The following is a 14,374-nucleotide window of genomic DNA, read 5'->3' on the forward strand; positions in this document are numbered from 1 at the left end:
GTTTAGCCGGCCAGGCGGGCGCGGTGGCGCGCGACTTGGGCGCGCACCTGGGCGGGCGCGGTGCCACCCAGGATGTTGCGGGCGTTCAGCGAGCCGCGCAGGCTCAGCACTTCGAACACATCCTCGCCAATGCGCGCATCAAACTTCTGCAGTTCGTCCAGGGGCAGGGCGCTCAGGTCCAGGCCGCGGGCGATGGCGGTCTTCACCGCGTGGGCCACGATCTCATGCGCGTCACGGAAGGCCAGGCCCTTCTTGACCAAATAGTCGGCCAGGTCGGTGGCGGTGGCATAACCCTTCAAGGCTGCGCGCTCCATCGCTTCGGGCTTGACGGTGATGCCAGCGGCCATTTCGGCAAAGATGCGCAACGTGTCTTTCAAGGTGTCCACCGTGTCGAACAGCGGCTCCTTGTCTTCCTGGTTGTCCTTGTTGTAGGCCAGGGGCTGGCCCTTCATCAGGGTGATCAAGCCCATCAGGTGGCCGACCACGCGGCCGGTCTTGCCTCGCGCCAGCTCGGGCACATCGGGGTTTTTCTTCTGCGGCATGATGGAGGAGCCGGTGCAGAAACGGTCGGCCAGGTCGATGAAACCAAAGCTCTGGCTCATCCACAGAATCAGCTCTTCGGACAGGCGCGAGATGTGCACCATCACCAGGGCGGCGGCGGCGCTGAACTCAATCGCGAAATCGCGGTCGCTGACGGCGTCCAGGCTGTTTTGGCAGACGCCTTCCATGCCTAGTGTGCGAGCCACGCGCTCGCGGTCCAGCGGGTAGCTGGTGCCGGCCAGCGCGGCTGCGCCCAGGGGCAGGCGGTTGACGCGGCGGCGTGCGTCCACCAAGCGCTCGGCATCGCGGGCGAACATTTCCACATAGGCCAGCAGGTGGTGGCCGAAGCTCACCGGCTGCGCCACTTGCAAATGGGTGAAGCCGGGCAGGATCACCTCAACGTTTTTCTCAGCCACCTCGACCAGGGCCAGCTGCAAGGCGCTCAGGAGCTGCAGCAACTCGTCGATCTCGCTGCGCAACCACAGGCGCACATCGGTGGCCACTTGGTCATTGCGGCTGCGGCCGGTGTGCAGGCGCTTGGCCGGCAGGCCGACCAACTCGGTCAGACGGGCTTCGATATTGAGGTGCACGTCCTCCAGGTCCAGCTTCCAGTCGAACTGGCCGGCGGCGATTTCGCCCTTGATCTGCGCCATGCCGGACTCGATGGCGGCATGGTCCTCCGCATTCAGAATGCCTTGGGCCAAGAGCATCTCGGCGTGCGCCAAGCTGCCTTGGATGTCTGCGGCCCACAAGCGCTTGTCGAAAAACACGCTGGCGGTGTAGCGCTTGACCAGCTCGCTCATGGGTTCCGAAAACAGGGCCGACCAGGCTTGGGACTTGTTGGCGAGTTGGTTGTCACTGGGCTTGTCGGCGGAAGCGGTCATGGTGGCGAGCTGAAGGGGAGGGAAAGGGCGCGGGCGGTGCTGACGCACAATCCCGGCAGGAAGCTCGCAATTCTAACGAGGCACGATGTCTGACAAAAAAACCAAGCGCCCAGCTGAGGCGGAATCGGAGTGGCCCGACAGCACCAGCCTCACCAGCATCCTCGGTTTCCCCGCCACGACGAGCATGAAGCCGGCGGACGAGGCGGCGGTGCTGCCTCTGTTCGACCCCGAGCGCGCCTTTGATGTCTGCCATGTCGGCCTGGTGCTGCGCGCCGTGTTGGCTGTGCAGGGCTTGCTGGCCCTGGGCTTGGCACAGGCGGCCAGTGGTTTTGTGCAATGGGCCGGCTGGATGGCCAGCGCCTCGGTGGTGACCATGTCGGCGGTTCTGCTTTGGCTGCTGGTGGTGTGCGGGGCGCGGCGGGTGCTGGCCCATTTGCCCGAGCCCTGGCAATGGTTCAGTCTCAGCGCGTTGGGCGCCGTCAGCGCCTGGCTGGGCTGGGGCTTGTTGACCATTGCCAATCTGGAGCCCAGCAGCGGCTTTCGCCTGGCCAGCGTCGGGCTGGCGGGCGCCGCCATGGCGGCACTGCTGCTGACCTGGCTGAAACTGCGGGAACGTGCGCAGCGCCCGGCCGCGGCCCTGGCGCAGCTGGTGGAGCTGCAATCGCGCATTCGCCCACATTTTTTGTTCAACACCCTCAACAGCGCCATCACCCTGGTGCGCCATGACCCCAGCAAGGCCGAAGACTTGCTGGAAGATTTGAGTGAGTTGTTCCGGGTGGCGCTGGCCGATGCCAGCACGGCGGTGAGCCTGGATGAAGAAATCGAGCTGGCGCGGCGCTATCTGCACATTGAGCAGACCCGCTTTGGCGAGCGCTTGCGCATCAGCTGGCAACTCGATCCGCAAGCGCGTGGTGCGCGCGTGCCGCCTTTGCTCTTGCAGCCCTTGGTCGAAAATGCGGTGCGCCACGGCGTGGAGCCCAATGAGCAGGGCGGTGATGTGACGGTGCAGACCCTGCGGCGCGGCAGCGAGGTGGAGATCCGCGTCATCAACACTGTGGGCCTGCCGGCGAAGACGCAAGGCCACGGCATGGCGCTGCGCAATGTGCGCCAGCGCCTGCGCTTGATGCATGATGTGTCGGCCCGGTTTGAGCTGTCGTCCGAGCCCGGCCGCTTCACGGTGCGCATCGTGCTGCCGAGCTGAAAATAGGGCTGGCGACGTTTTTCACCCAATCTCCTTTTCTGCACGCTTTTGCAATCTTTTCCGCGATGACTGCTGCCACTGCAAACCTGTCCGTCTTGCTGGTTGACGATGAGCCCCTGGCCCGCCTGCGCCTGCGCAGCTTGCTGGAGGCTTGCACCGAGCCACGCGCCCAGGTGGTGGCCGAGGCGGGCACGGCCTCGCAAGCGCAGTCCTGGTTGCGTGATCATGCGTGCGACCTGATCTTGTTGGACATCCAAATGCCCGGCGCCGATGGCCTGCAACTGGCCGAAGCCCTGGCCGCCCATCCGGCCCAGCCGGCCGTGGTCTTCGTCACCGCCCATGCCGAATATGCGCTGCGCGGTTTTGAGCTGGATGCGATGGACTATCTGACCAAGCCGGTGCGCCGTGAACGCCTGCAGGCCGCGCTGCAGCGCGTCGCTCAGCGCCTGGAGGAGCGCGCGGCGGCGCACAGCCAGCGCGGTGATTTGGACGAACTGGAGCCGGCCGAGTTCATCACCATCACCTTGCGCGGCCGCCTGATCCGCGTGCCCCTGGCCGAGGTGCTGTACTTCAAGGCCGACCTCAAATACCTGACCTTGCGCACCGCCACGCAGAGCTATGTGATGGACGGCAGCTTGTCTGAGCTGGAGTCTCGCTTCGGCGGCCCGGAAGGGCGCTTTTTGCGCGTGCATCGCAATGCCTTGGTGGCCAAGTCGGCCGTGCGCGAGTTGTTGCGCGGCGGCCCGCAGCCCACGCTGGAGTCGCCGCTGGACAAGGATGCGGCCGAGGCCGCGGAAGCCAGCGAAGGCTGGGCCTTGCGGGTGGCAACGGTGAATGAATGGTTGAGCGTGTCGCGCCGCCAAGTGGCCGCGGTGCGTGAAGCGCTGGCCAGCCGCCAAGGCGGGGATTGATCGCGAACACCGCTCGCCTGAGTCGGCCAAGCAGCACGATCTGGCCCCATTCGGCCCATCGGTTGTGCGTGGCCTTGCAAGGCCTCAGCTGAGCTTGGCTTAGGCAACAGTTCTTCACATGGCCCCGCTACTATCCGGCAGCTGATTTTTTGCCTGTGCGCAGCCTTTGCGCCGCGCATGCCTCCTGATCGGGCCGCCATGATTGACAAGCGTTTTTTCCCCCGCCAGGTGGTGGAGACCAGCGGCAACCGCTGGGACTGGGCCTTGCTGCCCTTGGTGCTGGCCCTGCTGAGTTTGCTGGCGCTGGCGGGCTCGCAGATGGCTCAGCCCTTTCATGTGGGCGAGGCCTTGCCGATCAGCCTGGATCCCGCTTACCTGCCTTATTACTTGCTGCGCACCACTTTGCGCATGTTCCTGGCGCTGGCCGCCTCGGTGGTGTTTGCCTGCGTGTTCGCGGCGCTGGCGGCCAAGTACCGGGCGGCGGAAAAAGTGCTGGTGCCCATGCTGGACATCCTGCAGTCGATTCCCATCCTGGGCTTTTTGTCCATCACCGTGACCGGCTTCATCGCCCTGTTCCCGGGCAGCTTGCTGGGCGTGGAGTGCGCAGCCATCTTCGCCATCTTCACCTCGCAGGCCTGGAATATGGCCTTCAGCCTGTACCAAAGCATGCGCACCGTGCCGGCCGAGTTGCAGGAGGCGGCGCGCATCTTTCAGCTCTCCGGCTGGCAGCGTTTTTGGCGCCTGGAGCTGCCTTTTGCCATGCCGGGCTTGCTGTGGAACATGATGATGAGCATGTCCGGCGGCTGGTTCTTCGTCGTGGCCTCCGAAGCCATCTCGGTGGCCAATCAAGACATCAAGCTGCCGGGCGTGGGCTCCTACATCGCCATGGCCATCGCGGCCAGCGATCTGCAGGCGATTGGCTATGCCATCCTGGCCATGCTGATCGGCATTCTCTTGTACGACCAATTGTTTTTCCGCCCGCTGCTGGCCTGGGCCGACAAGTTCCGTTTTGAGGAATCGGGCAATGAGAACGCGCCCAGCTCTTGGTTGCTGACCTGGCTGCGCCGCACCGATTTGATTCAACGCATCGGCCTGATCCCGGCGCGCTGGCTGGGGGCGAGTTTTCGCCTCACGCGCCGGCGCTTTGATGGCAGCTCCATCCGCGCCCGCGTCAAACCGGTCAATCCCTTGTGGGAGCGCGGCTGGGACGCGGTGCTGGCGGCGCTGGTGCTGTTTGCGGTGTGGCGGCTGGGAATCTTCATCCACAGCGAGGTGGGTTGGCAGGAGGTGGGCCATGTCTTCAAACTGGGCCTCTACACCCTGAGCCGGGTGCTGGTGTTGATTGCCGTGGCCTCGCTGATCTGGGTGCCCATCGGCGTGTGGATTGGCCTGAACCCTCGCATCGCCGGGCGGGTGCAGGCATTGGCGCAGTTTTTGGCGGCTTTCCCCTCGAATCTGGTCTTCCCGGTGGCGGTGATTCTGATCGTCAAGTGGCAGCTCAATCCCGACATCTGGCTCTCGCCCCTGATCATTCTGGGCACGCAGTGGTATTTGCTCTTCAATGTGGTGGCGGGGGCGTCGACGATTCCTGCCGAGCTGCGCTACGCGGCCAAGAATCTGGGCCTCAAGGGCTGGTTACTGTGGCGGCGCTATTTGCTGCCGGCCGTCTTCCCCAGCTTTGTCACCGGCGCCATCACGGCCAGCGGCGGCTCCTGGAACGCCAGCATCGTGGCCGAGTATGTGAGCTGGGGCGACACCAATTTGCAGGCCCAGGGCTTGGGCAGCTATATCCAGCACATGACGGCGATCGGCGACTTCCCCCGCATCGCCCTGGGCATTGGCGTGATGTGCGTGTTCGTCATGGCCTTGAACCACTGGGTCTGGCGACGCCTATATCGCCTGGCCGAAGCCCGTATGCATTTTTGATCGAGAGCGATGTGATTGATGAGTACCCTGATTGAACTGAAGAACGTCGCCAAGAGCTTCAAGTCTTCGGACGGCAGCCAGCGCTCGGTGCTTGAAGGCGTGGACTTCCGGCTGGAAAAGGGCGAGATCGTGGCCTTGCTGGGCCAGTCCGGCTCGGGCAAATCAACGCTGCTGCGCATCATGGCCGGCCTGATTGCGGCCGATGGCGGTGATGTGCGCTACCAGGGGCAGCCCATCTTTGGCCCGGTGGCGGGGGTGTCGATGGTGTTTCAGTCCTTCGCGCTCTTTCCCTGGCTGACGGTGCAGCAAAACGTTGAGCTCGGCCTGGAGGCCCGTGGCATCAGCCCGGCCGAGCGGGCCAAGCGCGCCGAGGCGGCCATCGAGATGATCGGCCTGGCCGGCTTTGAGGGCGCTTTGCCGCGCGAGTTGTCGGGCGGCATGCGCCAGCGCGTGGGCCTGGCCCGCGCCTTGGTGATGGAGCCCGCCGTGCTGCTGATGGACGAGGCCTTTTCGGCCCTGGACGTGCTGACCGGCGAGCGCCTGCGCAATGAAATTCTGGAGCTCTGGGTGGGCGGCGAAATGCCCACGCAGGCCATGCTGGTGGTGTCCCACAACATCGAAGAGGCGGTGATGATGGCTGACCGGGTGCTGATTTTTTCCAGCAACCCGGGCCGGGTGCGCGCCGAGTTGCCGATTCGCCTGCCGCATCCGCGGGATGCCGATAGCGCCGAAGTTCGCGACCTGATCGACGAGGTCTACGGCCTGATGACGGCGGGCGCCGCGCCCACCGACATGGGCCATGCCCACGCCCTGCGCCCGCATTTGTCCGACCGCTTGCCCGAGGCCGATGTGGGCCGCATGGAAAGCCTGCTGGAGCTGTTGTCCGAGGACAGTTTCAAGGGCCGCGCCGACCTGCCGCAACTGGCCGAGGAGAGTGAGCTCACCGACGACGAGTTGCTGCCACTCACCGATGCGCTGCATCGCTTAGGGCTGGCCACGCTGGAGCATGGCGACATCCTCATTACGCCTCTGGGTCAGCGCTATGTGGCCGGCGAGCACGAGTTTCGCCGCGAAATCTTCGGCCAGCAGTTGCTGGCCCATGTGCCCCTGGCCGCCTTCATTCGCCACAGCCTGGAGCAAGAAGACGACGGCGAGCTGCGCGAAGAGCCCTTCCTCAAACTTTTGCAGGAAAGCATGGACGCGCAGGAAGCCGAGCGCGTGCTCAAGGTGGCCATTGAATGGGCGCGCTACGGCGAGGTGTTCGAGTACAACTACCACACCGGCATGATTCACTTGCCGGAGTCGGGTGAGGACTGACTGATTGATCGCTTGAGGGCTGGCCAGCGGGCCGGCTGCGCTTGTCGCCTAGGCGTAGACGTTCAGCCGCGTGCCCAAGTTGCCCGAGCTGGCCAGGGCAGGCGCGGGCGGTACCGAGTTGAGCAGCTCCAGCGCGCCCTGGCTTTGAATGTCCATGGCCTTGCGCAAGACCATCAGCTGGGCGGCGGCCTGAACCGTGCCGGCGCTTGCGTTGCCGGCATTGTTGACGAGGGCGGTGTTGCTGAGGTCCATGGTGATTGCTCCCAGTGAACCCCTGCTATCGACCGCCCTGGCCAAAAACTTAGCCCGTGTTGCGCAAGCCCGCCGCAATCCCGTTGATCGACAGATGAATACCGCGCTGCACCCGCTCCAGGCTCGGGTCCTGGGCGCGGGTGTCGGCCGGAGCAGCGCGGTAGCGGCGCAGCAGCTCGACTTGCAAATGGTTCAGCGGGTCGATGTAGGGGAAGCGGTGCTCGATGGAGCGCGCCAGCGCCGGGTTGCCGGACAAGCGCTTGCCCTCGCCGGTGATCAAGGCCAGTGCCTGGCCGGTGCGGTCGAACTCGGTCTGAATCGCTGCGGCAATCTTCTTGCCCAGGCGTTTGTCCACCACCAAGTCGACATAGCGCTGGGCAATGCCCAGATCGGTCTTGGCCAGCACCATGTCCAGATTGGACAAGAGGGTGCGGAAGAAGGGCCACTGCTTGTCCATGCGCTTGAGCAAGGCCAGGTTTTGCTTGTGCTGATCGCTGCCGGGCTCGCCCAGGAAGTTCAGCACTGCCGAACCAAAACCGCACCAGCCCGGCAGCGCCACACGCGACTGGCCCCAGCTGAAGCCCCAGGGAATGGCGCGCAAATCTTCAATCGCCTGCGTGGGCTTGCGCGAGGCCGGACGAGAGCCGATGTTCAGCTCGGCAATCTCGCGGATCGGCGTGGCGGAGAAGAAGTACTCGGCAAAACCAGGCGTCTCGTAGACCAGGCCGCGGAAGGCGCTGTAGCTGAGGTCAGACAGGGCTTGCGCCGCCGCCAAAAAGCTCTTGGGCGCGCTCTTGGTCGGGTGCAGCAAGGTGGCTTCCAGGGTGGCGGCCACCAGGGTTTCCAGATTGCGGCGGCCGATCTCGGGGTTGGCGTACTTGGAGGCGATCACCTCACCCTGCTCGGTCAAACGGATCTGGCCGTTCACGGTGCCAGGTGGCTGGGCCAGGATGGCCTGGTAGCTCGGGCCGCCGCCTCGGCCCACGGTGCCGCCGCGGCCGTGGAAGAGGCGCAGGGTGATGCCGTGCTGGGCGCGCAAGTCGTCGAACAACTCCACCAGCGCGATCTCGGCGCGGTACAGCTCCCAGCTGCTGGTGAACATGCCGCCGTCTTTATTGGAGTCGGAATAGCCCAGCATGATGTCTTGCTCGGCGCCGCCGCGCTTGATCAGCGCCGCGATACCGGGCAAGGCGTAAAACTCGGCCATGATTTGCGGCGCCAGGCGCAGGTCGCCAATGGTCTCGAACAGGGGCGAGACGATCAAGTCGCAGATGGCACCCTCGGGCTCATCCAGGGTGCCGCGCAGCAGGCCCACTTCCTTCATCAGCAGCAGCACTTCCAGCAGGTCGCTGACCGATTCGGTGTGCGAGATGATGTAGTGGCGCAGCGACTCGCGGCCAAAGCGCTGCAGCGATTCCGCCGCGGCTTCAAAGATGTCCAGCTCGCCCAGCGTCTTCTCGCTGTAGGCGGCGCCATGCACGCGCAAGGGGCGGGCGTCTTGCAGCAGGCGGATCAGCAGATCGCGGCGCTGCAACTCGTCCAGCGCGCTGTAGTCCGCTTGCAGGCGGGCCACTTGCAGCAGCTCGGCCAGCACCGCTTCGTGCTGGTCGGAGCTTTGGCGCAGGTCCAGGGTGGCGAGGTGGAAGCCGAACACGCGCACGGCGCGCATCAGCGGCGCCAAGCGAGGCGCGATCAAAGCTTGCGCATGATGTTGGCGCAGCGAGCTTTCGATGATGCGCAGATCGGCCAGCAGCTCCTCGGGGCCGGTGTAGGGCGCTTGCGGTGCAACGGCGTGGCGCAAGGCCTCGGTGCCGGTGAGCTGGGTCAGGCTGGCGGCCAGGCGCGCATACATGCCGGTCAGGGCGCGGCGGTAGGGCTCGTCCATGCGGTGTTCGTTGCGGTCCGGGCTGCGCTCGGCCAGGGCCTGCATCTCGGGCGTGACCTGGGCCAGGCGGTAGGAGATCGACAACTCCGCACCCAGCTCATGCAGCTCGGTCAGATAGTGGCGCAGCGCCACTTCCGACTGGCGGCTCAGCGCATGGCGCAGGGTCTGGGCGGTGACGTTGGGGTTGCCGTCGCGGTCGCCGCCAATCCAGTGGCCCATGCGCAAAAAGCTCGCCAAGTCATGACCCGGCAGGGCTTCTTCCAGCTCAGCGTAGAGCTTGGGGATTTGGCGCAAAAAGGTGGCCTGGTAGTAGGACAGGGCGTTTTCGATCTCGTCGGCCACCGTCAGCTTGCTGTAGCGCAGCATGCGGGTCTGCCACAGCTGGGTGACGCGGGCGCGGATCAGCGCCTCGTTGGCGGCCAACTCACGCTCGGTGTGCAGGCTGTCGCGCTGCTCCACCAACTGGGCCACGGCGCGCTCGGCGTCCAGAATGCTCTTGCGCTGCACCTCGGTGGGGTGGGCCGTCAGCACCGGCGAGATAAAGCCGTGTTGCAAAGTCTTGGCGATCTCGGCCGGGCGCACGCCGGCTTCATGCAAGCGCTCCAGCGCGAAAGCGAGTGAGCCCGCTTGCAGGCTGCCGGCGCGCTCATGCACCTCGCGGCGGCGCACATGGTGGCGGTCTTCGGCGATATTGGCCAGGTGCGAGAAATAGCTGAAGGCACGAATCACGCTGACGGTTTGCTCGCCGCTCAAGCTCTTGAGCAATTTATCAAAGCTCTTGCCCGCTTGCGCATCGTGCTTGAGGCGAAAGGCCACCGAGAGCTGGCGCACTTTTTCGACCAGCTCATAGGCCTCGCGGCCCTCTTGCTCGCGAATAACCTCGCCAAGAATGCGGCCCAGCAGACGGATGTCATCGGTCAGCGGTTGGTTTTTGTCGACCGCGCTGCGCTGCTGCGCCTTTTTGGCGGGCACTGAAGCGGGTTTGGCGGGCTGGCTGGACTTGGAACGCATGGCGAGGCTCGAGGTTGGGGACCGGAGATACCTGGCGGGCGCCAATGGGCGCTCGCCGCGATGTAACGAAGTTACTTGTTTCTGACTTTATCAGTTTCTTCGGCGCTGCGATGCGGGCGCGGCCTGTTTGATAATCCGGGCATGAGCGAAACCAATAATCAAGCCGTCATCATTGCCACCCGTGAGAGCCGCCTGGCTCTGTGGCAAGCCGAACATGTCAAAGCCCGGCTGGAGGGCGAACTGGGCCTCAGCGTCAGCCTGCTGGGCATGACCACCCGAGGCGATCAAATCCTGGACCGCAGCCTGTCCAAAGTGGGTGGCAAGGGTCTCTTCGTCAAGGAGCTGGAAACGGCGCTGGAAGAGGGCCGCGCCCGCTTGGCCGTGCATTCGCTCAAAGACGTGCCCATGGAGCTGCCCGAGGGCTTCGAGCTGGCCGCCATCCTGCAACGCGAAGACCCGCGCGACGCCCTGGTGTCCAACCGCTATGCCAGCCTGGACGAACTGCCGCAGGGCGCGGTGGTCGGCACCTCCAGCCTGCGCCGCGTGGTGCAGTTGCTGGCCTTGCGGCCGGACCTGCGCATCGAACCTTTGCGTGGCAACCTTGACACCCGCATGCGCAAGCTCGACGACGGCGGCTACGACGCCATCGTGCTGGCCGCCGCCGGCCTGATGCGCCTGGGCGCCGGTGAGCGCATTCGCGCCCGCTTCGGCATTGACACCATGATCCCCTGTGCCGGCCAAGGCGCTTTGGGCCTGGAATTGCGTGCCGATGACCACGCATTGAAGGCGCAAATCCAGAGCCTGATCCACCGCCCAACCTGGCTGGCCACCTTGGCTGAACGCGCTGTGTCGCGCGCGCTGGGTGGCAGCTGCAGCGTGCCGCTGGCGGCTCACGGCCATTGGCAGGGTGATCAGCTGATCCTGGCCACGGCCCTGGGCAATGCCGAGTTGCCCAGCAGCCCCTTGCTGCGCACCCAACTGCAAGCAGCAGTGGCCAGCGAGGCCGAGGCCGAGGCCTTGGGCCAGCAAGCAGCGCAAGCCTTGCGCGAGCAGGGCGCGGCGGGCTACTTGCCGCAAGCTTGCTGAGCATGCGCCTGGTGCTGACCCGCCCTCAGGGTCAGGCACCCGAGTGGCAGAAAAAGCTGGCGGCCCTGGGCGTGCAGGCCGAGAGCCTGCCCTTGCTGGAAATTGCCCCCAGCGATGGCCGCGACGCGGCCCTGGCCTGGGTGGCCTTACCGGCAGCGGCGCTGGCTTTTTTTGTCAGCCCCAATGCGGTGGAGCACTTTTTTGCCAGCCAGCCGCCGGGCCAGGCTTGGCCTGCGCAAACCCTGGCCGCCTGCGTCGGGCCGGGTAGCGCCAAGGCGCTGCAGGCCTTCGGCGTGCCGGCCGCGCTGATTGTTCAGCCGCCGGCGGACGCCGCTAGCCTGGATTCCGAACATCTCTGGCCCTTGCTGAGTGGCTTGGATTGGCAAGGTAAGTCGGTGCTGCTGCTGCGCGGCGAAGGCGGGCGTGAATGGTTGGCCGAGCGCTTGCGTGAACGCGGCGCGCAGACGCAGGCTTTTTGCATTTATCGCCGCCGTTGCCCGGTGCTGGCGCCGCCCGAGCAGGCCTTGCTGGCACGCATCCTGGCGCAGCCGCGCGAGCATGTCTGGCTGTTCAGCAGCGCCGAAGGGGTGGGCCATCTGGCTAGCTTGACCGAGCCGGGTCAGGATTGGTCGCAAGCCTTGTGCATCTGCACCCATGAGCGGATTGCCGCCGCCGCCCGCGAGCTGGGTTTGACACATGTGGTTTTGACGCGACCCGACCCGCAAGCAGTCCAGCACGCCCTGCGCCGTCTGCAGGGCGACCCCTACAATCATTTTCACCGTGAGTGATACCCAACAAACCCCCATCGAGTCGGCGCCCGAGCTTGGCGCCTCAAGAGCTGGCGCAGCGCTGCCCGCACCTCAGCCTGCACTGCCCATGTGGCTGCCGGTCACCGCGGGGCTGCTGACCCTGCTGAGCCTGGGCGGCCTGGGCCTGGCCTGGCAAAGCATGAGCCGGCAGCAGAGCCTGGAGCAGGAGTTGGTGCGCCGCCAAGAGCTGGTGCAAAGCAATGCCAGCGAAGCCCGCAGCGCCGCCAAAAGCTCGCAAGACCTGACCCGCGACACCGCCGCCAAAGTGGCCTTGCTGGACGCACGCCTGGCCGAAGTGGCCTTGCAGCGCGGGCAGTTGGAGGAGCTGATCCAGTCCATGTCGCGCTCGCGGGACGAAAACGTGATTGGTGACATCGAGGCCTCGATCCGCGTGGCATTGCAGCAAACGGCCATCACCGGCAGCGCCGAGCCCCTGGTCATTACCCTGAAGCTGGCCGACGAGCGCCTGCAACGCTACAAGCAGCCGCGCATGGAAGGCGTGCGCCGGGCCGTGGCGCGTGATCTGGACCGCGTCAAGGCGGTCAGCGTGGTCGATGTGTCGACGCTGACCATCAAGCTCGACGAGGTGGTGCGCCTCGTCGACGAATTGCCGCTCATCGTCAATGCCGAACAGGCCGAGGCCGTGAAGCCCAAGCCCCAGGACGACCGCAGCAAGTCTGCCGCTAAGCCTGCCAAGGCTGGGAGCGCGGGCGACAAGACCGCAGACAGTGGCAGCCTGGCGCTGTGGTGGGCGCAGGCCAGCAAGACCTTCAGCGACACCGCGGCCCTGGTCTGGCACGAGACCCGCAGCCTCATTCGCGTCACCCGCATCGATCATCCAGAAGCTGTGTTGCTGGCGCCTGAACAGGCCTTCTTCCTGCGCGAGAACCTCAAGCTGCGCTTGCTGAATGCGCGCCTGGCCCTGTTGAGCCGGCAGTTCGAAACGGCGCAGGCCGATCTGCGCGATAGCCAGGAGATGCTGGCCCGCTACTTTGATGGCCGCGCCTTGAAGGTCAAGGCCGCCAGCGATTTGCTGCGCCAGGTGACGGGCCAGGCCCGCCAGGTGGTGGTGCCGCGCCCGGACGACACGCTGGCCGCCTTGTCCGCCGCTGCGGCCGGCCGTTGATGATGATGGGAGCTTGAGTCTCATGCGCACCATCATTTGGTTAGTTTTGCTTTTCACGGTGGCCGTGGTGGCTGCCCTGGCCCTGGGCCGCAACGACGGGCTGGCGAGCTTTTACTGGAGCGGCTGGCGCCTGGATGTGTCGCTGAATCTGTTCTTGCTGGTGCTGGTGGGCAGTTGCTTCGCCCTGGTCACCGCCATTCAGACCATCAACGCCCTGATCAACTTGCCCCAGCGCGCCAAGGAATGGCGTTTGGCGCAGCGCGAGCGCAGCGCCCAACTGGCTTTGCGTGAAGGTCTGGCCGAGTTCTTTGGCGCCCGCTACGGTCGCTCGCAAAAAGCGGCGCAGCGTGCCTTGACCATCCATGCGCAGACGCCTGAGCTGGAGCGCGACCACGGCTTTTTGGCGCTGGGCCATTTGCTGGCCGCCAGCAGCGCCCACCGCATGCAAGACCGTAAGCGTCGCGACGAGCAACTGGCGCTGGCGCTGGACTTCTCCAAGCGCAGCTCCGCCGGCAAGGCGCAGGAAGAGGGCGCTTTGCTGTTGGCGGCGGAATGGGCTTTGGATGACCGGGACGCCAAACGCGCGTTCGACCTGCTGGCCGATCTGAGCCCTGGCGTGGCACGCCGCACCCAGGCCTTGCGCCTGAAACTGCAGGCCAGCCGTTTGTCCAAGCAATACCTCGAAGCCTTGCGCACGGCGCGCCTGCTGGCCAAGCACCAGGGCTTCTCCAAGGTGGCGGCGCAGGGCCTCTTGCGTTCCTTGGCCTTCGAGGCGCTGGAAGGCGCCCGCGATGTGGATCAGCTGCGCCAGGTCTGGCAGCAGCTCGATAGCGCCGACCGGCGCGATGTGTTGGTGGCCTGCCGGGCTGCCAGCCGCTCAGCGGCGCTGGGCTCACCAGATGACGGGCGCGGCTGGCTGCGCCCCTTCTGGGACGATATTGGCGAGCTGCCGGCGGATGAGCGCGCGGTGCTGGCCGAGGCCTTGGTGCCGGTGCTGCCGGGCTTGGCGCCGGAATGGCTGCAACGCCTGGAGTCTGCCGTGCAGCGCTTCCCGCGTGACAAGCATCTGGCCTATGCCCTGGGACACGCCCTGGCCGAGCGCCAGCTGTGGGGCAAGGCGCGCCTGATCCTGGAACAGGTCTGCGAGGACCACAGCGTGGCCGCCAGCGCACGCCGCCGCAGCTGGCTCACCCTGGCGCAATTGGCCACGCAGGATGGCGATATGGAGCGGCGCGCGCGCTGCTTCGAGGCGGCCGCCGGCGTGCATTGATGTGTCGATTATTTGAAATTTCTGTGCAAGCGGAAAAAACCATGCTATAGTGCAAGGCTTCGCGGCTGTAGCTCAGTTGGATAGAGTACTTGGCTACGAACCAAGGGGTCGTGGGTTCGAATCCTGCCAGCCGCACCAACAAAGAAGAAACTTGAT

At 65.5% G+C, this 14,374-nt stretch carries 11 protein-coding genes and 1 tRNA gene; 9 read left to right on the forward strand and 3 right to left on the reverse strand.

Features of this window, described 5'->3' with window-relative positions:
• Positions 1 to 2: 2 nt before the first annotated feature.
• Positions 3 to 1,424 (reverse strand): argininosuccinate lyase, encoded by a 1,422-nt coding sequence (gene argH / locus AABB87_RS07750; protein WP_341970708.1) that lies wholly within the window; start codon positions 1,422 to 1,424, stop codon positions 3 to 5.
• An 85-nt stretch (positions 1,425 to 1,509) separates the two neighbouring features.
• Between argH and AABB87_RS07755 the strand changes: the two genes are divergently transcribed.
• The 4 genes from AABB87_RS07755 (at position 1,510) to AABB87_RS07770 (ending at position 6,779) form a co-directional block, all read left to right on the forward strand.
• A complete protein-coding gene (locus AABB87_RS07755; RefSeq protein WP_341970709.1) occupies positions 1,510 to 2,625 on the forward strand; it encodes a sensor histidine kinase in 1,116 nt (371 codons plus the stop codon).
• 65 nt (positions 2,626 to 2,690) lie between these two features.
• Positions 2,691 to 3,536, forward strand: a complete 846-nt coding sequence (locus AABB87_RS07760) for a LytR/AlgR family response regulator transcription factor (protein ID WP_341970710.1) — start codon at positions 2,691 to 2,693, stop codon at positions 3,534 to 3,536.
• A gap of 198 nt (positions 3,537 to 3,734) precedes the next feature.
• Positions 3,735 to 5,462, forward strand: coding sequence for an ABC transporter permease (locus AABB87_RS07765; RefSeq protein WP_341970711.1), 1,728 nt, complete (start codon positions 3,735 to 3,737; stop codon positions 5,460 to 5,462).
• Between the two features lie 18 nt (positions 5,463 to 5,480).
• Positions 5,481 to 6,779 (forward strand): ABC transporter ATP-binding protein, encoded by a 1,299-nt coding sequence (locus tag AABB87_RS07770; RefSeq protein ID WP_341970712.1) that lies wholly within the window; start codon positions 5,481 to 5,483, stop codon positions 6,777 to 6,779.
• A 48-nt stretch (positions 6,780 to 6,827) separates the two neighbouring features.
• Here AABB87_RS07770 and AABB87_RS07775 read toward each other — a convergent pair whose 3' ends face one another.
• Both AABB87_RS07775 and ppc read right to left on the reverse strand, forming a co-directional pair.
• Entirely contained in the window at positions 6,828 to 7,031 is a 204-nt protein-coding gene (locus AABB87_RS07775; protein ID WP_341970713.1) for a putative motility protein, read from the reverse strand.
• 49 nt (positions 7,032 to 7,080) lie between these two features.
• On the reverse strand, positions 7,081 to 9,927 hold the full coding sequence (gene ppc / locus AABB87_RS07780; RefSeq protein WP_341970714.1) for a phosphoenolpyruvate carboxylase: 2,847 nt from the start codon (positions 9,925 to 9,927) through the stop codon (positions 7,081 to 7,083).
• A 141-nt stretch (positions 9,928 to 10,068) separates the two neighbouring features.
• Here ppc and hemC point away from each other — a divergent pair, with 141 nt between their 5' ends.
• From hemC to AABB87_RS07805, 5 genes are all read left to right on the forward strand, one after another.
• Positions 10,069 to 11,013, forward strand: coding sequence for a hydroxymethylbilane synthase (gene hemC, locus AABB87_RS07785; RefSeq protein WP_341970715.1), 945 nt, complete (start codon positions 10,069 to 10,071; stop codon positions 11,011 to 11,013).
• Between the two features lie 2 nt (positions 11,014 to 11,015).
• The gene (locus AABB87_RS07790; RefSeq protein ID WP_341970958.1) at positions 11,016 to 11,801 is read left to right on the forward strand and encodes a uroporphyrinogen-III synthase; all 786 of its coding nucleotides are present in this window, start codon (positions 11,016 to 11,018) and stop codon (positions 11,799 to 11,801) included.
• The gene (locus AABB87_RS07795; protein ID WP_341970716.1) at positions 11,794 to 12,948 is read left to right on the forward strand and encodes a uroporphyrinogen-III C-methyltransferase; all 1,155 of its coding nucleotides are present in this window, start codon (positions 11,794 to 11,796) and stop codon (positions 12,946 to 12,948) included. Before AABB87_RS07790 ends, AABB87_RS07795 begins: the two co-directional genes overlap by 8 nt.
• A gap of 22 nt (positions 12,949 to 12,970) precedes the next feature.
• Positions 12,971 to 14,218 carry a heme biosynthesis HemY N-terminal domain-containing protein gene (locus AABB87_RS07800; protein ID WP_058719185.1) on the forward strand — a complete coding sequence of 416 codons (1,248 nt, stop codon included), beginning with the start codon at positions 12,971 to 12,973 and terminating at the stop codon, positions 14,216 to 14,218.
• A gap of 61 nt (positions 14,219 to 14,279) precedes the next feature.
• Positions 14,280 to 14,356 (forward strand) — tRNA-Arg (locus AABB87_RS07805).
• Positions 14,357 to 14,374 lie beyond the last annotated feature (18 nt).

The organism is Roseateles sp. PN1, from assembly GCF_038419725.1.
Classification (GTDB): domain Bacteria; phylum Pseudomonadota; class Gammaproteobacteria; order Burkholderiales; family Burkholderiaceae_C; genus Paucibacter_A.

What these genes read in the sequence shown, in the direction of transcription:
- argH (WP_341970708.1), bottom strand. Translation starts at nt 1,424, where the DNA reads ATGACCGCTTCCGCCGACAAGCCCAGTGACAACCAACTCGCCAACAAG.
- AABB87_RS07755 (WP_341970709.1), top strand. Translation starts at nt 1,510, where the DNA reads ATGTCTGACAAAAAAACCAAGCGCCCAGCTGAGGCGGAATCGGAGTGG.
- AABB87_RS07760 (WP_341970710.1), top strand. Translation starts at nt 2,691, where the DNA reads ATGACTGCTGCCACTGCAAACCTGTCCGTCTTGCTGGTTGACGATGAG.
- AABB87_RS07765 (WP_341970711.1), top strand. Translation starts at nt 3,735, where the DNA reads ATGATTGACAAGCGTTTTTTCCCCCGCCAGGTGGTGGAGACCAGCGGC.
- AABB87_RS07770 (WP_341970712.1), top strand. Translation starts at nt 5,481, where the DNA reads ATGAGTACCCTGATTGAACTGAAGAACGTCGCCAAGAGCTTCAAGTCT.
- AABB87_RS07775 (WP_341970713.1), bottom strand. Translation starts at nt 7,031, where the DNA reads ATGGACCTCAGCAACACCGCCCTCGTCAACAATGCCGGCAACGCAAGC.
- ppc (WP_341970714.1), bottom strand. Translation starts at nt 9,927, where the DNA reads ATGCGTTCCAAGTCCAGCCAGCCCGCCAAACCCGCTTCAGTGCCCGCC.
- hemC (WP_341970715.1), top strand. Translation starts at nt 10,069, where the DNA reads ATGAGCGAAACCAATAATCAAGCCGTCATCATTGCCACCCGTGAGAGC.
- AABB87_RS07790 (WP_341970958.1), top strand. Translation starts at nt 11,016, where the DNA reads ATGCGCCTGGTGCTGACCCGCCCTCAGGGTCAGGCACCCGAGTGGCAG.
- AABB87_RS07800 (WP_058719185.1), top strand. Translation starts at nt 12,971, where the DNA reads ATGCGCACCATCATTTGGTTAGTTTTGCTTTTCACGGTGGCCGTGGTG.